The organism is Nonlabens ulvanivorans, assembly GCF_032922765.1.
In the GTDB taxonomy this organism is placed as follows: Bacteria; Bacteroidota; Bacteroidia; order Flavobacteriales; family Flavobacteriaceae; genus Nonlabens; species Nonlabens ulvanivorans.
The window spans coordinates 2041258-2065914 of the sequence record NZ_CP136694.1 but is presented as its reverse complement, the minus strand read 5'-3'; the positions used below and the strand labels follow the sequence as shown (position 1 = coordinate 2065914).

Sequence of the window (24657 nt, the reverse complement as noted above, 5' to 3'; positions counted from 1 at the left end):
TGAACACATTGAGGATTTGTGATGTGTTTTAAATGATTGGTAATTAGACTTTTGCAGAACTAAAAAAAAATACACATACCTTTGCATTCCAAAAATTCAAATCTGAATGGCAAAGAATCTTGTAATTGTAGAGTCGCCGGCAAAGGCAAAGACCATAGAAAAATTCTTAGGTAAAGACTATAAAGTAGCATCCAGTTTTGGTCACATAGCTGATCTTCCTGCAAAAGAGTTAGGTGTTGATGTAGATGATGATTTTACTCCTAAATATATAGTTAGTTCAGATAAGAAAGATCTGGTCAAGAAACTTAAGAAAATGGCTGCCGAATCAGAAATGGTATGGCTAGCGAGTGATGAGGATCGAGAAGGAGAGGCCATTGCATGGCATCTTGCAGAGCAATTAGATCTTAAAAAAGATAAGACTAAGCGTATCGTTTTTAACGCTATCACAAAAAGTGCGATTCAAAAAGCTATTGAAAATCCTCGTCAAATCGATTATGATTTAGTGAATGCCCAACAAGCACGTAGGATTTTAGACCGTATTGTAGGTTATGAAATATCTCCGATTTTATGGAGGAAAGTAAAAGGTGGAGCTAGTGCTGGTCGTGTACAGTCTGTTGCGGTGCGTCTAATTGTAGAGCGCGAAAACGAAATAATCAATTTTAAAAGTGATAATTTTTTTAGAATCGATGCCGATTTCAATACTAAGGACGGAAGTCTTTTAAAAGCAAAACTACCAGGGAATTTAAATTCTCTTAAAGAAGCTCAAAGCTTTCTTGAATTAAATAAAGGAGCGCAATTTGAGGTTGCAGATTTAATTAAAAAACCTGCTACTAAAAGTCCGGCACCGCCATTTACAACATCCACCTTGCAGCAAGAGGCTTCTCGTAAGTTGTTTTTTAACGTAAGTCGTACAATGCAACTTGCGCAACGATTGTATGAGGCTGGTTTAATTACTTACATGAGAACAGATTCTGTGAATTTAAGTAATGAGGCAAAAAAAGGTGCTCAGGCAGAAATTGAAAGTGCTTATGGTACAAAGTTTCATAAAGAGCGCAACTATAAAGGAAAGTCTAAAGGTGCTCAAGAGGCTCACGAAGCTATTAGACCTACAGATTTTGCAGTTCATAGTGCGGGATTAGATAAAGATCAGACGCGACTTTATGAGTTAATATGGAAGCGTGCTATAGCGAGCCAGATGAGCGATGCAAAGCTTGAACGTACTAACGTATCTATAAGTGCAAACACTCATGATAAGAATTTTACTGCTAGTGGTGAGATTGTAAAGTTTGAAGGTTTCTTGAAAGTGTATTTAGAGAGTACAGATGATGAAGACTTAGAACAACAAGGGTTATTGCCTGCACTATCGATAGGGCAAGATTTATTAAATAAAAAAATCACTGCTACAGAGCGCTTCACTAGACCACCATATCGATTTACAGAGGCTTCTTTAGTAAAGCAGTTAGAAGAGTTAGGTATAGGTAGACCTTCTACTTATGCTCCTACTATCACCACTATTCAAAATAGAAAGTATATCGAGAAAGGAGTGTCTTTAGGTGAAGAGCGATCTTATGTTCAATTAACGTTATCTAAAGATGATATTAAGGAAAAAGAACTTACAGAGAAAACAGGATCTGATAAAGGGAAATTAATACCTACAGACGTTGGTCGAGTTGTGAATGATTTTCTTGTTGAGCATTTTAGTAATGTATTAGACTATAATTTCACAGCAAAAGTAGAAGAGTCTTTTGATAACATAGCAGAAGGTAAAGAGGAGTGGACAGATATGATGAATCACTTCTATAAAGGTTTTCATCCTACGGTAAAGGATGTTGCGGAAAATGCTGAGCGCGAAGTTGGAGAGCGAGTTTTGGGTACAGATGCTAAAACAGGAAAGCCGATTAGTGTGCGTTTAGGACGTTTTGGTGCTATGGCTCAAATAGGAACGGTAGAAGATGAAGAGAAGCCGCAATTTGCAAGTTTGTTACCGTCACAATCTTTAAATACCATTACGTTAGAAGAGGTATTGGATTTATTTAAACTGCCTAGGACAGTTGGAGAATATAATGGTTTCCCAGTTGAGGTGAATCAAGGACGTTTTGGTCCTTATGTAAAATTCAATGAGAAAACTTTTGTATCTCTTGAAGATGGAGATGATCCTATGACACTTACTTTTGAAAGAGCTGCAGAGTTAATACAACAAAAGGAAAAAGCTGATGCGCCTATTTATATGTTTGAAGAACAACCAGTGACAAAAGGTGTTGGTCGTTTTGGACCATTCATTAAATGGGCTGGAATGTTTATATCAGTGAATAAGAAGTACGATTTTGATAACCTTTCAAATGATGATATTGAGCAATTGATCAAAGATAAAATTCAGAAAGAAAAGGATAAACTTATCGTTAATTGGGAAGATGAAGGTATAAGAATTGAAAAGGCTAGATGGGGAAGGCACAACGTTATTAAAGGTAAAATTAAAGTTGAGTTAGCCAAAACTATTGATCCGCTTTCTATTACTCTAGAGAAGGCAATAGAATTAGTGGCAAAGAAAGCTCCTAAGAAAAAAGCGGCGGCAAAGAAAAAGCCAGCAGCAAAAAAGAAGCCAGCAGCAAAGAAAAAAACGACAAAGAAGTAATTTTCAATGGCATTTGAGTTTCTAAAACCAGTTAGTGATGAAGTGCAAGCTCATGCAATGTTGCAACCACAACATGCAATAGGTAACGTCATTAAAATACATACCGCGCATACTGGGCTACCACAATTAAAAGGTGTTCAGATGGTGCTAGTAGGTGTTTTAGAGAATCGTCGCGATGAAAATGCCTTATTGCAGATTAAAAATGTTGATCAGGCTAGAAAACAATTCTATGAGCTATTTCCGGGTAACTGGCTATTAAATATTGTGGATATGGGTGATGTTCACCCAGGTGATAGAGTAGAGGATACCTATTATGTTTTACAGCAATTAACAGCAGAGTTATTATCAAAGAAAATAATTCCAATTTATTTAGGTGGTAGCCAGGATTTAATGTATCCTATATATAGAGCCTTTGATGATATTAAATACATGATTAATGTGGTTAACGTTGATTGTAGATTTGATATTGGTGATATTGAATTACCTATAAGTTCTAGAAGTTATGTTGGGAAAATGGTAGCAGACCAACCGTATAATTTATTTAATTATAGCAATTTGGGCTTTCAGACATATTTTAACAGTCAAGATGAAATAGAGCTTTTAGAGCGCATGTATTTTGATGCCACTCGATTAGGTATTCTTGATGAAGATGTAAAATTGGCTGAGCCAGTGATGCGCGATGCAGACGTGGTTGGTATAGATATGGCTGTGGTTAAGGCTGGTGATACTGCTTTCGCGAAAGCGAATCCAAACGGGCTTAACGGCAAGCAAATTTGTAGTTTGTCGAGATATGCAGGTATAAGTGATAGAACACAAGTTTTTGGGATATTTGAAATTCCAATTGATGCCAGTTTAACAGGCTCGCAACTTATTGCAGAAATGATTTGGTATTTTATAGAAGGTTATAATTATAGAGCAGGAGAGTATCCTGTTAATGTAGAAAACGGCTATTTAAAATATCGTGTGCCTATTGAAGATGAGGTTCTAACATTCTATAAGTCTAATAAAACGGGACGATGGTGGATAGAGTTGCCTTTTCTTTCAAATGTTAATAATAAACTAAAACAACAAACGTTATTACCATGTACTCGCAAAGATTACGAACTGGCTTGTGATCAAAATTTGCCAGAGAGATGGTTAAAAGCGAGAAGAAAGAATGAAGTATAGCGTATTAATGCGTAATTAGTCAAATTAAATTTATTTGGTAAAAAAAAGTTGCCAGATATATTTATTTTAGATAGGTTTACGACCTTAATTCATAAAGAAAACATAAAATACCCTTATGAAAAAGTTATTTGTCCTAGCAGCAGTGGTTGCTTTTCTAGCAAGTTGTGGTCGAGGAGATCGCGGAATGGTGGTTGGAGCCAAAGGAAAAGCATGGCATCCTGAGAAGCCCTACGGTATGACATTAGTGCCTGGTGGAGCATTCATCATGGGTAAGAGTGATGATGATTTTGCCGCTACTAACAATGCACCTACCAAAACAGTAACAGTTCCTTCATTTTACATGGATGAAACTGAAATTACAAATGCAGAGTATCGCCAGTTCGTTTACTGGGTAAGAGATTCTATATTTAGAACTCGTCTAGCTATTATGGCAGATGATAATGGTTCTACTCCTGGTGATGATGGTATCGGTGAGTTTGCATTCTTAGATGCAGACGAGAGTACAGATTTGACTCCATGGGAACAGTATTATCAAGATAATTATGCTGGTATGGGAGAGACTGGATATGAAGGTCGTAAATTAAATCACGATGTTGATTTGATTTGGGATACAGAAGATATTCCAGATGAATTCTATGCAGAGGTTTATGATTCAATGTACATTCCTTTTGAAGAAATGTATAACGGGCAACGTACACTTGATGTAAAGAAATTAGTTTTTACATATTCAGAAATGGATATTCAGAAAGCTGCTCGTAATCCTAACGATAAAAGAAGTAAGTATATTACTCAGACACCAGTAGAAATCTATCCAGATACTACAGTTTGGATTCGTGATTTTAATTACTCTTATAATGAACCTATGCACAATGATTACTTCTGGCATGAGGCCTACAGTGATTATCCGGTTGTAGGTGTGAATTGGAAGCAGGCTAAAGCGTTCTGTCAATGGAGAACTTTGTATCATAATTCTTTCAGAAAAGAGCGTGGTCGTCACAATGTAAATGCATACCGTCTACCTACTGAGGCAGAATGGGAATATGCTGCTCGTGGTGGTCTAGAAGGAGCTACTTATCCATGGGGTGGACCTTATGCTAAAAACGATAGAGGTTGTTTCTTAGCTAATTTCAAACCATTACGTGGTGACTATGCAGCAGATCAAGCTTTGTATACCGTTGAAGCTCGTTCTTATGAACCTAATGAATATAACTTATTCAATATGTCTGGTAATGTAGCAGAATGGGTGAATTCATCTTACGACGCAGGTTCTTATGAATTTATGTCTTCTATGAGTCCTGTTGTGAATGATGAGAATAACATGCGAAAAGGTGTTCGCGGTGGATCTTGGAAAGATATTTCTTATTTCTTACAAGTAGGAACTCGTGATTATGAGTATGCTGATTCAGCAAGAAGCTATATTGGTTTCCGTACGGTACAATCTTACATGGGAACTGACGTTACTCTTAACGCAGCTACCAATTAAAATAAATTTTAACTACTAATTTAACTAAAACCTTATTAAAATGGCACAATCTAAAACAACAAAGAAATTATTTAACATGGCTTACGGAATCGGAGCTTCAGTAGTGATCATAGGAGCACTATTTAAGATTCTTCACTGGGAGCTTGATTTAGGGTTTACTAAATTGACAGGTGGTACATTACTTGCAATTGGTTTGATTACAGAAGCGTTAATTTTCTTTATCTCGGCATTTGAGCCAGTTGAAGATGATTTAGATTGGTCACTTGTTTATCCTGAATTATCTGGTGGTCAAACTATCGCTAAGAAAGGTAAGAAAGAAGAGCCTCAAGATGCTCAAGGATTGCTTTCTAAGAAATTAGATGATATGCTTAAAGAAGCTAAGCTTGATGGTGAATTAATGTCTAGTTTAGGAAATAGCATCCGCTCTTTTGAAGGAGCTGCGAAAGGTATCGCTCCAACAGCTGAAGCAATGTCTTCAACTAAAAAGTATTCTGAAGAAATGGCTCTTGCTGCAGCGCAAATGGAATCATTAAATAGTCTTTATAAAGTGCAAGTAGAAAGTTCTACGCGTCAGGCTCAAGCTAACGAAGCAATTGCTGAAAATGCAACAAAACTTCAAGAGCAAATGGCTGGACTTACTAATAACTTGTCTTCCCTAAATGGCGTTTATGGAAACATGTTAGGTGCAATGAAAGGATAATTAGCAATAATTATAAATATAAAACTATTAATAACAGCTAATTAGAATATTATGGCAGGAGGAAAACAGTCCCCAAGGCAGAAGATGATTAACCTAATGTATCTTGTATTTATTGCAATGCTTGCATTGAATATGAGTAAAGAGGTTCTTCAAGCTTTTGGTCTCATAGAGGAAAATTTAAGTTCAAGTAATACTGCACTAGCTGCAGTGAATTCAAATTCATTAATTGATTTAAATCAAAAGGCAAAAGAAAAGCCGGCACAGTATCAAGTTGCTGCTGACCGAGCTCAACAGGTATCTAAATTAAGTAATGACTATAATACCTATTTAGAAGGTATTAAAGAGATGCTTACATCAACTATAGAGCCTGGATCTGAGAAGGATTACCAAGTTCAAGATAAGACAGATATTCTTGATAATGCTTTCTTTCAAGGTGATAAGTTAAGTCCAGCAGGTGAAGAATTCAAAGCTAAGATGGCTAGCTACAAAGCTGATATGGTTGCTGCCTTAGGTGAAGGTTATGATGATGTTAAGGCTGAATTAAATAAAAAATTCAGCACTGGTGATGTTAAGGATCGTGAGAATATCGATCGTGAATATATGGAGTACAACTATAAGGGTTACCCTTTAATCGCTTCTAAAACTAAATTAACGTTGTTACAAAATGAGATTCGTAATATTGAGTCTGATGTAATGGGTCAGTTAGTTCAAGGTGAGCTTATTAAGATTGCCTCTATGAATAACTATAAGTCAATAGTTAATCTGGATAAAACAGCTTTCTTTAATGGTGAAACAGTTACAGGTACAGTAGTTTTAGGTCGTTATGATGATACAACTGTTCCTAATAAAGTTGTAATCAATGGCCAGGAAATACCTCAAGCAGATATCGTAAATGGTCAAATTCCATTAAAATTAGGTTCTGGTAGTGTAGGTGAAAAGAAAATCACTGGTTATATGGAATTTGTTGAAAATGATTCTATTATTAAGATTGATATTGAATCAGAGTATGCTGTGATCCCTAAGCCTAATTCTGCAACTATTTCTGCAGATAAGATGAACGTTGTTTATCGTGGTGTTGATAACCCAATGACAGTTACTTTTGCTGGTGTACCTAGTAATAAAGTTAATGCATCTGCACCTGGTTTAACTAGAAGTGGAAATGGTTATATAATGAAGCCTACATCTGGTAAAGAGGTTAAGATTACCGTTACTGGTGAATTACCTAGTGGAGAAAGAGTGTCAGATTCTGGGACTTTCCGTATCAAGGATCTTCCAAGACCTATCGGTACCATTAGTAGAGAATACATTGATGTTAAGAAGAACAGATCTAACCTTGCAGTTTCTACTGTTGGAGCAACTTTCGGTGATGATTTTGACTTTGAATTAACACCACGTGTAACAGAGTTTTTATTTAAAGTTCCTGGAGCGCCTTCTGTAAAGGTTTCTGGTACTAAATTAAATAGTGCTGCCCAAGGTAACTTGAGAAAAGCACGTAAAGGAGATATCGTACAGTTTGCTGGTATTAAGGCGACTGTTCCAGGAGTAAAGCTTAAAACAGTTACTCCAGTAGCGGTAGAGTTATTAGATTAATTATTGAAAAAAAGAGATATGAATAAGTTATTTGTTTTTGTATTGGGATTAATGTTGACCTCGTCAGCTTTTGCTCAAAACAATATACTTAATGCAAAGGATCCTAATGAGATAGGTAAGAAAACTGCCTCTCAAACGGAAAACGATAATGATACACCGTTACCTTATGGTTTCATTGGTGATCGTGACGTACTTTGGTCTAGAACTACTTGGGAAAAGATAGATCTTGATGAAAGAGTGAATTTTCCATTGTATTATCCTATTGATACTAATTATGTAGGTAAAGAGCGTCGTGCATTATTTCACGTAATTGCTGCAGCTGCAAGAAATGGGGAAATAGATCTTTATTCAGACTCTTATTTCAATGAAAAAAGAGAATTTGCAGATATTGAAACTTCACTTTCAAGAGTAGATACTTCAGACTATGGTATTGAACAATTCAATGCTGAAGGTCGTGTAGATGCTGAGTATATCACTAAAACTTCTATAGGTGCAGATAATGTATCTGCATACAATGTTAGAGGTCTTTGGTATTTAGATACACGTCAAGGTGAGATGAGATATCGTATATTAGGAATAGCGCCAGTGACTCCAGATGTTAATTTTATGGATGATCCTAAAGGAATTGAGTTGTTTTGGATTTACTATCCAGATGTAAGAGAGTTATTGCATAATGCAAAAGCTTTTAATACACTGAATTCTGCTAAGCCTATATCTTTTGATCATATTTTAAACTCGAGAAGATTCAGCGGTGTTATCTATAAAATGGATAACGTACACGGTGATCGTAAAATTGAAGCCTATATAGCAGATAATTCTATGATGCAATTATTAGAATCTGAAAGACTTAAAGATATCGTTAGAAATAAGGAAATCGATATGTGGAACTATTAAGTTCTATAAGTAATTGAAAAATACAAACGCCTTGCTTAGCAAGGCGTTTTTTTTGTTTAATAGATTTATTTAGGTAGTACCTTTGATTTATGAAAGATGTGATAATAGTAGGAAGTGGAATTGCAGCTTGTTCTCTTGCATGGCAATTGCATCAACAAGGTAAAAGCTTAATGTTAATTTCGGACCGTAAAAAGGGAAGTAGTTCTGTTGCAGCTGGTGTGTATAACCCAATGGTATTAAAACGATTTACGGCTGTTTGGAACGCTGGTGTTCAACTTGAAGTTTTGAACAACATGTTTGATTATGTGTTAGAAAATACAGATGTAGATGTTCGTACACCGATTACTGTCGCTCGTAGGTTTCATGATGAAAAAGAATCTTTAACATGGATTAAGAAGTCAGCTAGAGAAGACTTAAAGATGTTCATGAACTCAACAGTTCAAAAGATTGATATCAATGGAATAGAAGCTTCTTCCGGATATGGTTTAGTGAATGGAACGGGTTGGGTGGATACTATTAAGTTCATGTCGCTCACGTTATCTTTTTTTGAATCCTTAGACTCTGTTAGTCTTGAAACCTTTGATTATAGTTGTTTAGAGACAGCCCATGACTCTGTAAGTTATAAGTCTTTGAGTGCTGCCCATATTATTTTTGCAGACGGTTATCGCATACTCGATAATCCCTATTTTAATCACTTGCCTATTCAAGGTAATAAAGGAGAAGTGCTTTTGATAAAAATCCCGGGCTTAGAATTAGACTATATTCTCAAATCTTCAGTTTTCTTAATGCCTTATAAAGATGATTTGTTTTGGGTAGGTGCTACCTATGATCGCGATGATCTGGTTGACGTAGCTACCTTGGCAGGAAAAGAATTTTTAACTACGCGTTTAGAGCGTTTTATGAAATTACCTTACGAGATTATAGAACATAAACACGGCATTAGACCTACAACCATTGATAGGCGTCCTTTTGTAGGTCATCACTCGATTGATGAGAATGTATGGGTGTTTAATGGTATGGGTAGTAGAGCGGTTCTTATAGCGCCGTGGGCATCGTTACAATTAATCGGTCGCATGTTTAACAATCTGTCATTACACAAAGAGATAGACATTAAAAGATTTGAGAAAGTCAATTTGTAATGTTTTACAAATTCTTTTTAGCTTTTTCTTTATCATAGTCCATAAAAATATTAATCCATATATTTCTTGAAATTCGGATTACAATAGGTAGACTAACAATTGAGATGAACGTAATTACTAGAAATATGTTCCACCTCGATAAGTTCAGTAAGAAGTAACAAATAACAAATGCAGCCATGGCTATCGCAATACCTACACCATAACTCACATACATAGAACCATAAAAAAAGCTAGGTTCTATCTTATATTTTGTATCGCAATGAGAGCATCTCTCGTGCATCTCTTGCGTTTTACTTGGATTATACAAATTTGAACTCGTGTACATCGATTCGTTTTGACATACTGGACAGGTTCCTGTGAAAATACTGTATAATTTTGTTCCTTTTAGCATCAGAAAGCTTTAGTGTTTATGCGCAGTTACGCATCTTTGCAAAGATACAAAAACCACTATGCTCAATATTCACGATTTACATGTTAGTTTTGGCGGCGAGCCATTATTTGAAGAGATAACCTTTAGACTCAATGGAGGAAATCGTGTAGGGCTTATTGGTAAAAATGGAGCAGGTAAATCTACCTTATTAAAAGTAATTGCTGGAGATCTAGAATACGATCAAGGTCAACTTGCCATGGAAAAAGGTACGAGCATTGGTTTCTTGCGTCAGGATATTGATTTTGAAAAAGGCCGTACCGTACTAGAGGAAGCATATACCGCTTTCGCGAAAGCGAGAGAAATAGAAGCAGAACTGGATCAAATAAACGTCCAATTAGCAGAAAGAACTGATTATGAATCTGATTCTTACTCAAAGCTTATTGAGGACATGAGTACTTTAACTCATGAATATGAAATTATAGGTGGATATCAGTACAAAGGTGAAACAGAAAAGATACTAAAGGGACTTGCTTTTAAACCAGAGCAATTTGGAATGCTTACAGATGAGCTTTCTGGTGGATGGCGCATGCGTATAGAGCTTGCAAAACTATTACTAGAAAATCACGATATTTTATTACTTGATGAGCCTACAAATCACCTGGACATCGATTCTATTTTATGGTTAGAGCAATTCTTGCAGACATATCCTGGTGCAGTGGTGATTGTAAGTCACGATAAAATGTTTCTTGATAATGTGACTAACCGTACTATTGAAATTAGTTTGGGGCGTATATATGATTATCCAAAACCATATACAAAATTCCTTGCACTACGTGCTGAAATGCGCGAGCAACAAGAAGCTACATTTAAGAATCAGCAAAAAGAGATTGAACGTACTGAGAAGCTGATTCAAAAATTTAAAGCTAAAGCAAGTAAGGCTACCATGGCTCAATCACTTGTTAAAAAGTTGAATCGCATGGATGTGGTGGAAATTGAACAAACTGATAATGCAGCGATGAACATCAACTTTGCTAAGTCTATACAGCCCGGTAAAGTGGTTTTAGAGATTGATAAAGTTAGTAAGTCTTATGGTGAAAAAAAGGTACTGAGCGATGTAGATTTAATGATAGAAAGAGGTGCTCGTGTTGCTTTTGTAGGTCAGAACGGAATGGGGAAATCTACCCTAGCAAAAATCATAGTAGGCGAGATAAAAGATGCTAGAGGTGAAGTTAATCTAGGGCACAATGTGCAGTTAGGGTACTTTGCCCAGAATCAAGCTGAATATCTAGATGGAGAAAAGACAGTCCTAGACATTATGATAGATGCTGCAGATGATGGGAATCGTGTGAAGGTGAGAGATATGCTAGGTTCATTTCTGTTCCGCGGTGATGAGGCAGAAAAAAAGGTAAAAGTATTAAGTGGTGGTGAACGCAATAGATTAGCGCTTTGTAAATTGCTATTGCAGCCATTTAATGTTCTTATTATGGATGAGCCTACTAACCACCTAGATATTCAGTCTAAGAATGTTTTGAAAGCAGCTTTGGTTAAATTTGACGGGACACTTATCGTCGTGTCGCACGATAGAGAGTTTTTACAAGGTCTTACTGACGTTGTTTATGAATTCCGTGATCATAAATTAAACCTGCATTTAGGTGATATAGACTATTATCTTCAGCAGCGCAAGGCTCAAGACATGCGTGAGATTGAAAAAGTTACTGAGGTTAAGGTTGATCCGCTTTCGCGAAAGCAAGAAACAGAAAAGAAACAGCTTTCATACGAAGATCAGAAAAAACAAAAGTCTTTAAATAATCGCCTGTCAAAAGCAGAGTCAGAAATCAATAATCTAGAACGAGAGATTAAGAAATTAGATCATGAGCTAGCAGCAAACTATGATGAACTGGCTGCAAAGCCAGGTTTTTTTGATGCTTACCAAGCAAAAAAGAAAGCATTAGACGAATGGATGACAAAATGGGAAGACATCTCTGAACAGCTCGATAAATTCTAAATACCTTTAAGTAAATTTTAACCTCTTAAGAATAGACCTTGAGTAGTTTTACAAGTCTAAGTACCAACTAAAACTATTCTATGCGCAAAATTATATTAGGTATACTTGCATTGCTGATCATTGGCGGAGCAATTTATGCATCAAAAGTCATTGTTGATAGTAAAACAGCACCTAAGCCTCGAGTGAAAAAAGAGGTTAAAATTATTACCACCGATACCATTACAAATTCTACCGTATCGATAGTAATACCAGCAAATGGAAATTTACAGGCAAAACGTCGCGTTGAACTGTTTGCAGAGGTTACAGGTGTTTTTAAGCCTACTGGTATTTTGTTTAAAACAGGTCAAGAGTATCGTGCTGGTCAAAATATGATCATCATAGAAAATTCAGAATTCTATGCACAGGTACAAAGTTCACGTAGTAATCTCAATAATCAGATTACGGCTATAATGCCTGACTTAAGGTTAGACTATCCATCATCATATGCGCAATGGCAGTCTTATCTCGATTCATGGGATATGAATGCAACTACACCAGCGTTACCGCAGCCTATTGATGATAAAGAAAAATACTTCATTACTGGCCGCAATATTTATACTACTTACTACAATATCAAGAATCTTGAAAGCAGATTAGGAAAGTATAGAATTAGGGCTCCTTTTAACGGTGTTCTCACAGAAGCAATGGTTACTGAAGGTACTTTGATAAGAAGTGGTCAGCAATTAGGTGAGTTCATTCAAACAGGTACTTACGAACTTCAAGTAGCTATCAGTTCTGAGTTTGCAGGTTTCTTAAAAGTAGGTGAGTCTGTAGAGCTTAAGAATATCTCTGATGCTAAAGTCTACAGTGGTAAAGTCTCTCGTATTAACGGTAAGGTAGATCAGGCTTCTCAAACCATTACTACTGTTATTGAGGTTAAAGATGATAATCTTAAAGAAGGTATGTATTTAACGGCTAACCTAGATGCTCAGAAAATCGAAAATGCGATTGAGATTAATAGAAGTTTATTGCAAAATGAAAATCAATTGTTTGCAGTAGAAGATGGGAGATTAGTTTTGAAAACGATTCAGCCGGTGCACTTTTCTGATAAAAAAGTAGTCGTTAAAGGCCTGGAAAATGGAACTGTAATTATTGCCCAATCTGTTCCTGGTGCTTATGAAGGGATGATTGTGAAGACAGAAGAGCAAGCTGCTCAAGAAAAAGCAAATCAGACTGAAACAGATCAATCAGCCATTAAATAAGACACATGAGAAAAGTTATAGCTTACTTTATAAAGCATAGTGTCGCGGTAAATGTGATTGTTGTTGGGTTTGTGATTTTCGGAATTTTTGGGATGCTGTCTCTTAAATCATCTTTCTTTCCACTTACTGATTCAAAAATTATTAATATTAATGCGACCTATCCAGGTGCATCGCCACAAGAGATTGAAGAAGGTGTTGTTCTAAAAATAGAAGATAACCTTAAAGGAATCGAAGGTATTGATCGTGTGACATCTGCGTCTAGAGAAAATTCTGGTTCTATAACTGTTGAGATTCTTAAAGGATATAATATCGATTTTATGCTTCTTGAGGTTAAGAACGCGGTAGATCGTGTGTCTTCTTTCCCAGTAGGAATGGAGCCATTAGTCGTGTCTAAGCAAGAGCAATCCAGGCCTACTATTTCATTTGCGTTGAGTGGTGAAAATGTGCCTCTTTACACGTTAAAGCAACTCGCTAGAGATATTGAAAATGATCTTAGAGGTATTGATGGTATATCACAAATTGCGATATCAGGTTATCCTAATGAAGAGATAGAAATTGCCGTTAATGAAAATACCTTGTTAGGTTATGATATCAGTTTTGAAGAAATATCAAATGCTGTGGCTAGTTCAAACATTCTTACGACTGGTGGAAATATAAAAACGGACCGAGAAGAATATTTGATAAGAGCAAATAGTAGATCATATTATGGTAATGAGTTAAGTTACATTCCAGTTAAAACGCTGGCAGATGGAACAAGCGTGCTTTTAAAAGATGTTGCAATTATTAGAGATCGTTTTTCTGAAACACCTAATGCTACCTATTATGATAATAAACTAGCTGTAAATATTACCGTGACTAGTACAAATTCTGAAGATTTAATTGATGCTGCAGATAAGGTTAAGGCATATATTGAAGATTACAATCAGCGATTTACAAACGTTCAATTAGATGTCGTTAGGGATTTATCGGTTACTTTAAATCAACGTACAGCTTTATTAACAGAGAATGCTGTAGTGGGAATGCTTCTAGTATTAATCTTTCTTTCTATTTTTCTTAATACTCGATTAGCATTTTGGGTAGCTTTTGGGTTGCCAATAGCTTTTTTAGGAATGTTCATTTTTGCTGGTCAATTTGACGTTACTATTAATGTATTATCTCTATTTGGGATGATCATCGTTATCGGGATACTGGTTGATGATGGTATCGTAATAGCAGAAAATATTTATCAACACTATGAAGACGGTAAGTCGCCGGTGCAAGCGGCTATTGACGGTACGATGGAGGTAATTCCGCCTATTTTAAGTGCTATTATAACGACATTACTTGCGTTCTCTACATTCCTGTTTCTAGAAGGAAGGATAGGAGACATATTTGGTGAGGTTTCAGTAATCGTAATATTGACATTGTTAGTATCACTAGTAGAAGCGCTTATTATTTTACCAGCCCATTTAGCACATTCTAAAGCCTTACAGCCTAAGAACAATCAACCTAAAAAAGGTATTGCTAGAGTGTTTCAAAAAATGCGTATTGTTAATGATTATGGTGATAAAGCTATGAACTGGATGCGTGATAAATTGTATGCTCCAGTGCTACGCTTTTCACTCGCAAATAAATTTTTCACTTTTGCACTGTTCATCGCAGCACTAATATTGACTTTTGGGTCTATGAGTGGTGGTATTATTAAAACAGCATTTTTCCCTAGAATTTCTAGTGATCAAGTAAGTATCAATCTATCCATGCCTAATGGAACTTCAGAGTTTATAACAGATTCTATTATCAATTCTATTGAAAAAAAGGCATTAATAGTAAATGAACAATTGACAGAAGAATACTTAAAAGGTGAAGAGTACGGCGATTCTATCATGTTATTTGAAAACATTATAAAGTCACAAACGTCCTCATCTGCCGCTAGTCTTTCTATTAACTTATTACCAGGTGAAAGTAGACCAGAAGAAGTGAATTCTGAAATTGTCGCAAATCGTTTAAGGGAATTAGTTGGTGAGATTCCAGGAGCAGAAACTTTAACTTTTGGGTCTGGTGGTAACTTTGGTGGTAGTCCAGTTGCTGTTTCTTTACTCAGTAATGACATTAATGAACTTAAAGCAGCTACTGCAGAGTTCAAGCAGATTTTAAGTAATAATCCGTTACTTAAGGATATCGAGGATAATGATCCTGCAGGAATCAAAGAAATAAATTTAGAACTTAAAGAAACTGCTTACTCACTAGGTCTTACAACTAGAACGGTAATGGCGCAGGTTAGGTCTGCGTTTTTTGGTACAGAGGCACAGCGTTTTCAACGTGGTCAGGATGAGATAAGAGTTTGGGTACGTTATGATCGTGATAATCGTAATAGTATTAAAGACCTTGATGAATTTAGAGTTTTAACGCCATCTGGTGATAGAGTGCCGCTTAGAGATATCGCTAGTTATACCATCGAGAGAGGTGATGTGGTCATTAATCACCTAGAAGGTAGAAGAGAAGTCCTTATCAGTGCAGATCTTAAAGATCCATCTGGTAGTGCGACAGATATACTAGCTAATATTAGGTCTGAGATTATTCCAGAATTACAAAAAAAGTATCCTACTATTTCACCTAATTATTTAAGTGGACAGGCGCGCGAGGCAGATAAATTCTCGCAAAGTGCTGCCGTTGCAGGTCCGATAATTTTATTACTTATTTATTTTGTGATTGCCTTTACATTCCGCAGTTGGATACAGCCAGTGATGCTTATATTATTAATTCCATTTAGCTTTGTGGCAGTAGGTTGGGGACACTGGATACATGGTTTTCCAGTAAATATCTTGTCTCTTCTAGGTATTATCGCTTTAATAGGTATTATGGTTAATGATGGTCTCGTACTTATAGGTAAGTTTAATTCTCTCCTTGCTGACGGATTAGGGTTTGATGAAGCTCTTTTTGAAGCAGGTAAAAGCCGTTTCAGAGCTATATTTTTAACTTCTATTACTACAATTGCAGGTTTAGCACCTTTACTATTAGAAAAAAGTAGGCAAGCACAGTTTTTAAAACCTATGGCGATATCCATCTCTTATGGAATCGGTATGGCTACTGTACTAACTTTACTTATGCTGCCATTATTCCTCAGTTTTGGGAATAATGGAAAAGCCGCAATTTATTGGTTGCGTACTGGTAAAAAAGCTGTAAAAAGAGATTTAACAAGTGTTGCAAAAGAACAAGAAGAACAAAAGCATTATGATGAAGCATAAAATATTATTTGGTCTTATTGCTTTGATGTATCTCGCTTTCGCGAAAGCGTATGCACAACAGTCCGATGCATCATTATTAACACGAGAGCAAGCTGTTGAGCTCATGTTAGAAAATAATTATGGAATCCAGATAGCAAGAAATTCAGAAATCATAGCTGAAAATAATACCAGTATCTTGAACTCAGGTTATTTACCTAGTCTTCAAGGAACCGCAGGTGCCTCTATTGATGAGAATGATTCTAAAACAGACTTTAATGGCGCGCTAGACGCTAACGGCCTACCACGAGATGATATAGAAATCAATAATGCGCAAACTACACAGTATAATGCAGGATTATCTTTGAATTATACCTTATTTGATGGATTGGGTAGGTTGTATAATTATAAACGGCTTAAAGAACAATATCAATTAAGCCAATTACAAGCTAGGTCTACTATAGAGACTACTACTGTTCAATTGATGAGTGTTTATTTAGAGATTGCAAGGTTAACCGAGAATGAAAAGATTTTTCAAGAGAATCTGAAAATCTCAAAACAGCGTGAAAAACGTGCGCAATATCAATTTGATTATGGTCAGGTTAATAAATTAGAGGTTCTTAACGCACGAGTAGATATTAACGCAGATAGTATCAACCTTTTAAATTCTAGACAACAATTACGCAATACTAAACGTGATTTAAACCTATTATTAAACCGCGATCTGGATAGTCAATATGTGGTCGATACGACGGTGACTTTTCAAAATGTCTTAATGATGGATAGCTTTTTAGAAAAAGTTCAAGAGAATAATGTCAGTCTGCTACAGGCAGAAAGTACATTACAGATAAGTGATTATGATATTAAAACAACTAAGGCGCTTTTGCTGCCACGTATAGGTCTGACGGGTTCTTATGGGTGGAATCAATCAGAAAACCCACCGACAGCATTTTTTCCTTCTACTACCAGAACTAGTGCGAGTATAGCTGTAGGAGCAAATTTGACTTGGGATATTTTTGACGGTGGTTCCTCTTTAAATAATTTGCGTAATGCAAAGATTGCTTATAAGAATGAGGCTTTATTTAAAAGTCAATTAGAACAAGAAGTAGCGCGTGATATTGCAAATGCAAAAGGGAATTATGAGAATGCGCTTGCCATATATCAAATGCAAGAGCAAAATGTACTTACTAATGAAGATAATTTTAACCGCAGTCAAGAACAATTCAAAATAGGTCAAGTCAGTAGTGTAGAATTTAGACAAGCGCAACTTAACCTATTGAACGCGGTAACAATTAAGAACCTAGCAAAGTATGATGCAAAGCTTGCAGAGTATCAATTATTACAACTAGTAGGGCAAATTTTGAATATGCCTTTATGATAGAACATTTTTTCATGTGTCCACATTGCTTGCAAGAAATATCTATGCTTTTAGATTCTGCATACTCTCAAACTTATGTAGAGGACTGTGAAGTGTGTTGTAATCCTATTGAGTTACAGGTAGGATTTGATGACGGAGAATTAACTTCTTTTGAAGCTAGAGAAATAGGTCAATAAAAAAAGCGGTGTAAAACCGCTTTTTTTATTGACTATTCTTTTTGATTACAGATTGTGATCATCTGCAATATCTTCTAATCGTTTAATTGTGTTTACAGTAGATTGTATCTCATCTTTCTGTGCCTCTAGTATAGATACTACGGTAGGTGGTAACTCAGATTTATGTTCTAATACCGTCGTATATTCTTCTATCGCTTTTTTTTCACCAGTGATACATTCTTCTAAAATTGATTCGTCCTTATTTAAACTTAGTGCAGCTTTTAAATTCATCCATCCACGATGCATATCACCTTTAAAACTTCCATCGAGTTCGGGATCTTGGTTCATCGCTTTTAACTCTTTAGTTAAAGACGCAGCATAATGTGTTCTTCTTGCTCCTTGCTCTGCAAACCATCTTTTAAGCTGTACATGCTCCGTAATTTCCGCTGCATTTGCGTATCCGCGTTGGGCATCATAGGTTTTTTCAAGTAAATCGTTTAAATATTTCTCTGTTTGGACTGTAGTTTTCATATTGATTTTTTTATTTAAGATACTATATAAGAGCTGCTTAAGTTCTTAATATCACCTCAATTAAGAAGAGCTTAACATGATTTGTAAATATCTTAAGGTTTCTACTTGTGAGAACTCTAAATTAGATGTATATTTGCCATCCATAAAAACGGATAGTTTGTCGAGCTTATTACTCGAAGGTTGAGAGCCAAGAACAACGAAACGTTACATCGCGGGATAGAGCAGTAGGTAGCTCGTCGGGCTCATAACCCGAAGGTCACTGGTTCGAGTCCAGTTCCCGCTACTAAGCAAAAGCCGATTCAAATGAATCGGCTTTTTTGTTTCTTTCAAACTACCTTTGTCTCTTTAAAATTATTTTCATGGACATTACTCTTACAGAATTCATAGGCTATGCCGCTAGCGCCGTTTTGTTATTTTCTTTTACTCGAAAGGATTTGAAGAAACTACGTTGGTTCAACTCTTTAGGCTGCTTACTTTTTGTGATCTATGGTTTCATGCTAGATAGTATACCAGTGTTAATTACAAACCTTGCCATCATTGCTATTAATGCCTATTATTTGTTTTTTAAAAAAGAAGAGGTTTCTGCCTCTGATAATTCATAAATAGCTATGTTTTTATATTTCGCTTTCGCGAAAGCGTAATTATAAAGATGACCACATTATAATATCTTAACTATAGATAATAAGAGATTTGATTAACTTCATGGCCTTAAATCAAGAACCATGAATATCAGATTTTTTGCGGCTTTATGTATGGTCGCTTTTTTATTATCTTGTAAGAATGACAAGGTAGTTACCCAAGATAATGATGAGGTAACACTAGATGTTGCGTTTGAAAAGATGACGCTTGATAACGGCCTTACCGTTATTCTACATCAAGATCACTCAGATCCTGTTGCAGCGGTTGCTCTTACTGTTCACGTAGGTAGCGCTAGAGAAAAAGAAGGTCGTACAGGATTTGCACACCTTTTTGAACATTTATTATTCTTAGAATCTGAAAACCTAGGTAAAGGTGGACTAGATGCTATGAGTGCCCGTATAGGAGGCTCTGGAGCAAATGGATCTACGAGTCGCGATCGTACTAATTATTACCAAACAGTTCCTAAAGACGCCCTTGAAAAAATGATATGGGCAGAGGCTGATAAACTAGGATGGTTTGTTAACACAGTTACTGATCCAGTTCTTGCTAAGGAAAAGCAAGTGGTTAAAAATGAAAAAAGACAAAGCGTAGACAATAGACCGTATGGTCATGTGCGCTATGTAGTTGGTAAGAATTTATATCCTAAAGATCATCCATATAACTGGCAGGTTATAGGCTCGCTAGAAGATTTACAAAATGCAACATTAGATGATGTCAAAGAATTTTACCGTCGCTGGTACACGCCTAACAATACCGTATTAACGATTGCAGGTGATTTTGATATGGAACAAACTAAAGCATGGGTACATAAATATTTTGATGAAATCCCTGCAGGTGAAGAAGTATCTCCATTAGCAAAACGACCAGTAACTATTGACGCTACAAAAAAGTTGTATTATGAAGACAACTTTGCTCGCGTTCCTCAATTAACATACACTTGGCCTACAGTTGCAGAGTATGATGAGGATGCTTATGCTTTAGATATACTAACTCAGTATTTATCATCTGGTAAAAAAGCGCCACTCAATAAAGTGCTGGTGGATCAAGAACAATTAACTAGTAATGTAACCATGTATAATTATGGGTCTGAACTAGCTGGTGAGACAACAATTTCCATAAATGCATTTAATGGGACAGCGTTAGATAGTGTCGCTGCATCATTAGACAAAGGTCTTGCTCTTTTTGAAAAAGATGGAATCTCACAAGCTGATTTAGATCGTATTAAAGCAGGTCAAGAAACCAGTTTTTATAGAGGTTTAAGTAGTGCGTTAGGAAAGGGTTTCCAGTTAGCTCAATATGAAATGTTTGCTGGTGATGCTGGTTTTGTGTCGCAAGATGTAAAGAATATTTTGAATGTGACACGTGAGGATGTTATGCGTGTTTATGAGAAATATATAAAGGGTAAACCTTATATCGCTACTAGCTTTGTGCCTCGTGATCAAAAAGACTTAATCCTTACTGGTTCTACACTTGCTGAGGTCGTTGAAGAGCAGATTATTCCTGGCGCTGAAGAAAGTTTTGACGCAAGTATTAAAGCCACATATGAGAAAACGCCATCAACTTTTGATAGATCTGTAGAACCATCTTATGGAGAAGCTCCTAGTTTAAAAACTCCTGATGTGTGGCAAGATGAATTGTCATCTGGTATGAAATACTATGGAATCACTAGTAATGAGGTTCCTTTAGTCGAATTTAGTATGGATATTAAAGGAGGAATGCTATTAGAGGATATTGATAAAGTTGGTGTTTCAAATTTACTAGCAGATTTAATGATGCGTGGTACAGCTACTAAAACACCAGAAGAATTAGAAAATGCTATTGAATCATTAGGTGCTAGTATATATTTCTATGCTGGTGACCAGTCTATCACTGTTGCAGGTACAACGCTTGCGCGCAACTATGATAAAACAATGGCGCTAGTTCAAGAAATGATTTTAGAACCACGATTTGACGAGACTGAATTTGAATTATTAAAACAAGATGTTCTCAGTCAGATTGAGCAACGTAAAGCAAACCCTAATGCTATCGCGTCAAACGAATTTTCTAAATTACTGTATGGCGAGAATAATATTTTATCTAGAAATGGTGCTGGTACAGAACAAAGTGTACAATCGATTACTATTCAAGATTTAAAAGATTATTATAATAATTATGTAGCTTCAAATTTGGCTACTTTTAAATTTGTGGGTGCTATTGATGAATCTAAAGCGGCGTCAAGCTTAAAATCTTTAAATGAATCTTGGGCTACTAAAGATGTAGTCTTCCCAGAATTACCCGAAGTAAACAGACCTGAGAAAGCAGCCGTTTATTTTTATGATGTACCAGGTGCAAAACAGTCGGTCATTAACTTTGGATATCCAGCTTTAAAAGCGACAGATAAAGATTTCTATGCTGCGCAGGTAATGAATTATCGTTTAGGTGGTGGTAGTTTTGCTTCACAATTAACACAACAATTACGAGAAGGTAAAGGATATACTTATGGGATAGGTTCTAGATTTGGAGGAACTGATCTTGCAGGTTCTTTTAGTGTTTCTAGTAGTGTGCGCACTAATGTGACTTATGAGTCTGCGGCCTTGGTAAAAGAAATTATAGAGGAATATGGTACAGGCTTTACTGCAGAAGATTTAGAGGTGACTAAAAGCTTCATGATAAAGAGTAACGCTCGCAGATTAGAGACTGCATCTGCAAAATTGGGTATGTTAGATAACATGAGTACTTATGGTTTTGATAAAGATTATCTCAAGAAGCGTGAGCAAGAAGTAGAAAATATGACTATTGAAGATGTGAAAAGACTCAGTAGTGAATACCTAAATCCAGATCAAATGATTTATCTAATAGTAGGTGATGCAGCAAGTCAAATGAATCGCATGAAAGACCTAGGCTATGGAGCTCCGATTTTACTTAATCCAGAAACTAATGAACTTAAAAAGTAAATTGTGATAATATAATTTATAAAAAAGGGCTCTCTAGAAATAGAGAGCCCTTTTTTAAATTAAATGATTGAAGTTTTATTTATCATTCTCACTAAGTAATTGCTCGTCACTATTTAACATAGCAAAAAACTTATCCAAGTTAGGCATGATAACGATTTGTGTTCTACGGTTTCTAGCCATATTATCTTTACTGTCGTTTGGAACTATAGGGTCATAACTAGCTCTTCCGGCAACAATTAATTGCTCTGGCGATACTCCAAATTTTTCTTCTAATCTTCTCACAATAGCAGCACTACGTTCTGTACTTAAATCCCAGTTGTCCTTTATATGACTACCTTGTTTAACGGTACGGCTATCGGTATGTCCTTCTACTAGAATTTCTAATGATGGTTCTGAGGCTACAACTTCAGCTATTTTAGCTAGAATTTCATCAGCATCATTACTTATTCTATAGCTACTGTCTTTAAACAATAAATCATCATCTATATTGATCATTACGACAGTTTCTTCAATAGATACGTTAAGGTCTTTGTCACTAGCTGTTGAGCCCATTTTCTTTGCAATATTATGAGCTATGGCTATATTAAGTGAATCTTTTAAGGTAATTGCTCCAGCAAGTTTTGCGGCAGGGACATCTTGCAATGTTTTACGCATTGCCTTTTTGTTATTTTCTGATAGTACTAGTGATCCTCCGTCAGTAGATACCATCATGCCATCTTGATCTGATTTTAATGAAGCGATTTTAGAGTTGTAGCGTTCCACTCGCATCTCTATTTGCTCCATTTTATTTTTAAGATCTTCCTTTTCAACTCTAGTTTTTTGAAGTTCAGATCTAGTATCGTTGTAGTTGGTTTCTAGCTCGACATATTTCTTTTTGGATACACAACTTGCTAGTACTGCAGCGGCTGTTACCGCTATGAATAAATTTGATTTTCTCATAATATACATTTTTGATTTATTTGATTTTTTGACTCATTGTTGGTGATACGAGCAAATCAATAAATTGGATTTATTATGGTAAAATAAATAGCCTATTTAAGAGTATTTTGTGTTTTTGAGATAAGAAATCTTAAAGAATTAACGGTTTTGATTAAAAGAGAATTGTGTTAATCTCGCTTTCGCGAAAGCGTATTAATAAAGGTCTGAAAGATGTGAGGAAACCCTAATCCCACAATTTAAAACGAGCTCCAAACACCATATTCACTTGACGGAATAGAAAACTCTGACTCGCAGAGTCTGAAGTGTCAGCAGTAGTTCGGATATCATTCATGTTGATATAACCACATTTTAATTCTGTTTGAACAAAGAAGTGCTCAAAAAACTCAAAATTAATACCTAGCACAGCACTTAAGCCATATCCTGATACGTGAAACTCGTCATAACGCTGGCGGCCCAATAATTTAGTATTTGTTTTAGGAATAATGATTCCTCCTTCAAGACCAGTGACCGCTTGAAGGCTGAAGAATTTATAATCCCACAAATGGTCCATGCGACGCAATCCTATATTAACATAGTTAAGCCCATCAGTATGTTCAAACTGTAAAAACGAGCGATCTAGCGATATTTCCTCATTATCATAAACGCCGTTATATAGGGTAGAGGTATCGTCTATGCGACCATTAATACGCACGGTTTGATCTCTTAGCATAACATATTTCATATGATCTGCTCCTATAGAGATATTATACTTGTCGTTTATAAAATATCCTATTCTAAAATTGTATTGAGGTATGGTTATGCTACCAGGATTTAGATATTTTTTAGGATCAAAATCTGATTGACGATCATATGCCACTACATCTTCAAGAGTAAAGTCATAATTGTCGCCTGTAAATGTAATATCTGATTTACTATAGGCAGATAAGTTCCAACCCCAATAAATGTAAAAATCTCCTTTGCGACCTGATGTATTAACCGGTTCTACTTGTGAAAAGGACTGATTAAAAATAGTAATTACTAGAAAGGTAAATATGTAGTATTTCATACTTATTGTTGTGCAAAACGCAAAAGTAACACTAATAAAATGAGAACTATAAAGGCTACTATAAAAAACAATCATAGTAGAATAGATAAATTAATGCTAAATTGATATATTTATGCTAAATTAATATAGGTTATGAGAGTTTGCCCGAGTTGTTCGTCTGAAAATCATATCAAAAGCGGAATTATTAATAACCGTCAACGCTATAAATGTAAGGATTGTAACTATTTCTTTACAGTAGATAAAATAGGTAAAAAGATAGATGATTACTACGTTAATAAGGCCTTGCAACTTTACCTTGAGGGATTGACATATAGAGAGATAGAACGTATTCTTGGGATATCTCACGTAAGTATATTGAATTGGGTAAAAAAGTATAATATTAAAAGACCTAGCAATACAAAATATCATCCTACTTATAAGATTTTAAATGCTGTAGAGTTAGGTGAGTATTTCTCTAATCCACTCAATATTAAAGGTGCAGGCGCTGTCGTTACTGAGCTAGGTGATAAGTTCATGCTTATACAATGGGAACGATTTAGAGATTAAACTATAGTGCTTAACAGATAGCTATATTAAATTTTTATTAACATAAGATTTTGATGAGGTTAGCAGTGCG

General features: G+C 35.7%; 18 protein-coding genes, 1 tRNA gene and 1 pseudogene. 16 read left to right on the top strand and 4 right to left on the bottom strand.

What is annotated here, in order from left to right:
- The first annotated feature begins 106 nt into the window (after positions 1 to 106).
- The 7 genes from topA (at position 107) to R1T42_RS09290 (ending at position 9605) form a co-directional block, all read left to right on the top strand.
- On the top strand, positions 107 to 2632 hold the full coding sequence (gene topA / locus R1T42_RS09320) for a type I DNA topoisomerase (RefSeq protein ID WP_317290146.1): 2526 nt from the start codon (positions 107 to 109) through the stop codon (positions 2630 to 2632).
- A gap of 6 nt (positions 2633 to 2638) precedes the next feature.
- Complete coding sequence (locus R1T42_RS09315; protein WP_317290145.1) at positions 2639 to 3799, top strand: formimidoylglutamase; 1161 nt, start codon at positions 2639 to 2641, stop codon at positions 3797 to 3799.
- A 115-nt stretch (positions 3800 to 3914) separates the two neighbouring features.
- The gene (gene porK, locus R1T42_RS09310) at positions 3915 to 5282 is read left to right on the top strand and encodes a T9SS ring complex lipoprotein PorK/GldK (protein ID WP_317290144.1); all 1368 of its coding nucleotides are present in this window, start codon (positions 3915 to 3917) and stop codon (positions 5280 to 5282) included.
- A 40-nt stretch (positions 5283 to 5322) separates the two neighbouring features.
- Entirely contained in the window at positions 5323 to 5982 is a 660-nt protein-coding gene (gene porL, locus R1T42_RS09305; RefSeq protein WP_317290143.1) for a type IX secretion system motor protein PorL/GldL, read from the top strand.
- A 51-nt stretch (positions 5983 to 6033) separates the two neighbouring features.
- Positions 6034 to 7572 carry a type IX secretion system motor protein PorM/GldM gene (porM, locus tag R1T42_RS09300; RefSeq protein WP_317290142.1) on the top strand — a complete coding sequence of 513 codons (1539 nt, stop codon included), beginning with the start codon at positions 6034 to 6036 and terminating at the stop codon, positions 7570 to 7572.
- Positions 7573 to 7590: 18 nt separating this feature from the next.
- Entirely contained in the window at positions 7591 to 8466 is an 876-nt protein-coding gene (porN, locus tag R1T42_RS09295) for a type IX secretion system ring subunit PorN/GldN (protein WP_006795966.1), read from the top strand.
- Positions 8467 to 8555: 89 nt separating this feature from the next.
- Positions 8556 to 9605, top strand: coding sequence for an NAD(P)/FAD-dependent oxidoreductase (locus R1T42_RS09290; protein WP_317290141.1), 1050 nt, complete (start codon positions 8556 to 8558; stop codon positions 9603 to 9605).
- A 4-nt stretch (positions 9606 to 9609) separates the two neighbouring features.
- Here R1T42_RS09290 and R1T42_RS09285 read toward each other — a convergent pair whose 3' ends face one another.
- Positions 9610 to 9996 carry a DUF983 domain-containing protein gene (locus R1T42_RS09285; protein WP_036579942.1) on the bottom strand — a complete coding sequence of 129 codons (387 nt, stop codon included), beginning with the start codon at positions 9994 to 9996 and terminating at the stop codon, positions 9610 to 9612.
- Positions 9997 to 10054: 58 nt separating this feature from the next.
- On the opposite strand from R1T42_RS09285, the gene R1T42_RS09280 reads away from it, so the two are divergent.
- From R1T42_RS09280 to R1T42_RS09260, 5 genes are all read left to right on the top strand, one after another.
- Positions 10055 to 11980, top strand: coding sequence for an ABC-F family ATP-binding cassette domain-containing protein (locus R1T42_RS09280; RefSeq protein WP_317290140.1), 1926 nt, complete (start codon positions 10055 to 10057; stop codon positions 11978 to 11980).
- Positions 11981 to 12060: 80 nt separating this feature from the next.
- Positions 12061 to 13221 carry an efflux RND transporter periplasmic adaptor subunit gene (locus R1T42_RS09275; RefSeq protein ID WP_317290139.1) on the top strand — a complete coding sequence of 387 codons (1161 nt, stop codon included), beginning with the start codon at positions 12061 to 12063 and terminating at the stop codon, positions 13219 to 13221.
- Between the two features lie 5 nt (positions 13222 to 13226).
- Positions 13227 to 16445: an efflux RND transporter permease subunit gene (locus tag R1T42_RS09270; protein ID WP_317290138.1), complete on the top strand. Its 3219-nt coding sequence runs from the start codon at positions 13227 to 13229 to the stop codon at positions 16443 to 16445.
- Positions 16435 to 17799 carry a TolC family protein gene (locus R1T42_RS09265; RefSeq protein ID WP_317290137.1) on the top strand — a complete coding sequence of 455 codons (1365 nt, stop codon included), beginning with the start codon at positions 16435 to 16437 and terminating at the stop codon, positions 17797 to 17799. The genes R1T42_RS09270 and R1T42_RS09265 overlap by 11 nt, the downstream gene beginning before the upstream one ends.
- Positions 17796 to 17975 carry a CPXCG motif-containing cysteine-rich protein gene (locus tag R1T42_RS09260; RefSeq protein ID WP_317290136.1) on the top strand — a complete coding sequence of 60 codons (180 nt, stop codon included), beginning with the start codon at positions 17796 to 17798 and terminating at the stop codon, positions 17973 to 17975. The genes R1T42_RS09265 and R1T42_RS09260 overlap by 4 nt, the downstream gene beginning before the upstream one ends.
- 45 nt (positions 17976 to 18020) lie before the next feature.
- Here the strand turns inward: R1T42_RS09260 and R1T42_RS09255 are convergent, their stop codons facing one another.
- The gene (locus R1T42_RS09255) at positions 18021 to 18485 is read right to left on the bottom strand and encodes a ferritin-like domain-containing protein (protein WP_042248442.1); all 465 of its coding nucleotides are present in this window, start codon (positions 18483 to 18485) and stop codon (positions 18021 to 18023) included.
- A 210-nt stretch (positions 18486 to 18695) separates the two neighbouring features.
- Here R1T42_RS09255 and R1T42_RS09250 point away from each other — a divergent pair.
- The 3 genes and pseudogenes from R1T42_RS09250 to R1T42_RS09240 all read left to right on the top strand — a co-directional run bounded on the left by R1T42_RS09250 (position 18696) and on the right by R1T42_RS09240 (position 22057).
- A tRNA-Met gene (locus R1T42_RS09250) sits at positions 18696 to 18768 on the top strand.
- Positions 18769 to 18799: 31 nt separating this feature from the next.
- A pseudogene (locus R1T42_RS09245) lies at positions 18800 to 19087 on the top strand (hypothetical protein); the annotation flags it as partial.
- A 120-nt stretch (positions 19088 to 19207) separates the two neighbouring features.
- Positions 19208 to 22057, top strand: coding sequence for a M16 family metallopeptidase (locus R1T42_RS09240; protein WP_317290134.1), 2850 nt, complete (start codon positions 19208 to 19210; stop codon positions 22055 to 22057).
- Between the two features lie 75 nt (positions 22058 to 22132).
- Here R1T42_RS09240 and R1T42_RS09235 read toward each other — a convergent pair whose 3' ends face one another.
- On the bottom strand, positions 22133 to 22996 hold the full coding sequence (locus R1T42_RS09235; protein ID WP_317290133.1) for an OmpA/MotB family protein: 864 nt from the start codon (positions 22994 to 22996) through the stop codon (positions 22133 to 22135).
- 223 nt (positions 22997 to 23219) lie between these two features.
- Positions 23220 to 24041, bottom strand: coding sequence for a hypothetical protein (locus R1T42_RS09230; protein ID WP_317290132.1), 822 nt, complete (start codon positions 24039 to 24041; stop codon positions 23220 to 23222).
- Between the two features lie 132 nt (positions 24042 to 24173).
- On the opposite strand from R1T42_RS09230, the gene R1T42_RS09225 reads away from it, so the two are divergent.
- Positions 24174 to 24587, top strand: a complete 414-nt coding sequence (locus tag R1T42_RS09225; RefSeq protein WP_036579986.1) for an IS1/IS1595 family N-terminal zinc-binding domain-containing protein — start codon at positions 24174 to 24176, stop codon at positions 24585 to 24587.
- The last annotated feature ends 70 nt before the right edge of the window (positions 24588 to 24657 follow it).

Coding starts and splice junctions, on each gene's coding strand:
- topA (WP_317290146.1), top strand. CDS start 107: ATGGCAAAGAATCTTGTAATTGTAGAGTCGCCGGCAAAGGCAAAGACC.
- R1T42_RS09315 (WP_317290145.1), top strand. CDS start 2,639: ATGGCATTTGAGTTTCTAAAACCAGTTAGTGATGAAGTGCAAGCTCAT.
- porK (WP_317290144.1), top strand. CDS start 3,915: ATGAAAAAGTTATTTGTCCTAGCAGCAGTGGTTGCTTTTCTAGCAAGT.
- porL (WP_317290143.1), top strand. CDS start 5,323: ATGGCACAATCTAAAACAACAAAGAAATTATTTAACATGGCTTACGGA.
- porM (WP_317290142.1), top strand. CDS start 6,034: ATGGCAGGAGGAAAACAGTCCCCAAGGCAGAAGATGATTAACCTAATG.
- porN (WP_006795966.1), top strand. CDS start 7,591: ATGAATAAGTTATTTGTTTTTGTATTGGGATTAATGTTGACCTCGTCA.
- R1T42_RS09290 (WP_317290141.1), top strand. CDS start 8,556: ATGAAAGATGTGATAATAGTAGGAAGTGGAATTGCAGCTTGTTCTCTT.
- R1T42_RS09285 (WP_036579942.1), bottom strand. CDS start 9,996: ATGCTAAAAGGAACAAAATTATACAGTATTTTCACAGGAACCTGTCCA.
- R1T42_RS09280 (WP_317290140.1), top strand. CDS start 10,055: ATGCTCAATATTCACGATTTACATGTTAGTTTTGGCGGCGAGCCATTA.
- R1T42_RS09275 (WP_317290139.1), top strand. CDS start 12,061: ATGCGCAAAATTATATTAGGTATACTTGCATTGCTGATCATTGGCGGA.
- R1T42_RS09270 (WP_317290138.1), top strand. CDS start 13,227: ATGAGAAAAGTTATAGCTTACTTTATAAAGCATAGTGTCGCGGTAAAT.
- R1T42_RS09265 (WP_317290137.1), top strand. CDS start 16,435: ATGAAGCATAAAATATTATTTGGTCTTATTGCTTTGATGTATCTCGCT.
- R1T42_RS09260 (WP_317290136.1), top strand. CDS start 17,796: ATGATAGAACATTTTTTCATGTGTCCACATTGCTTGCAAGAAATATCT.
- R1T42_RS09255 (WP_042248442.1), bottom strand. CDS start 18,485: ATGAAAACTACAGTCCAAACAGAGAAATATTTAAACGATTTACTTGAA.
- R1T42_RS09240 (WP_317290134.1), top strand. CDS start 19,208: ATGAATATCAGATTTTTTGCGGCTTTATGTATGGTCGCTTTTTTATTA.
- R1T42_RS09235 (WP_317290133.1), bottom strand. CDS start 22,996: ATGAGAAAATCAAATTTATTCATAGCGGTAACAGCCGCTGCAGTACTA.
- R1T42_RS09230 (WP_317290132.1), bottom strand. CDS start 24,041: ATGAAATACTACATATTTACCTTTCTAGTAATTACTATTTTTAATCAG.
- R1T42_RS09225 (WP_036579986.1), top strand. CDS start 24,174: ATGAGAGTTTGCCCGAGTTGTTCGTCTGAAAATCATATCAAAAGCGGA.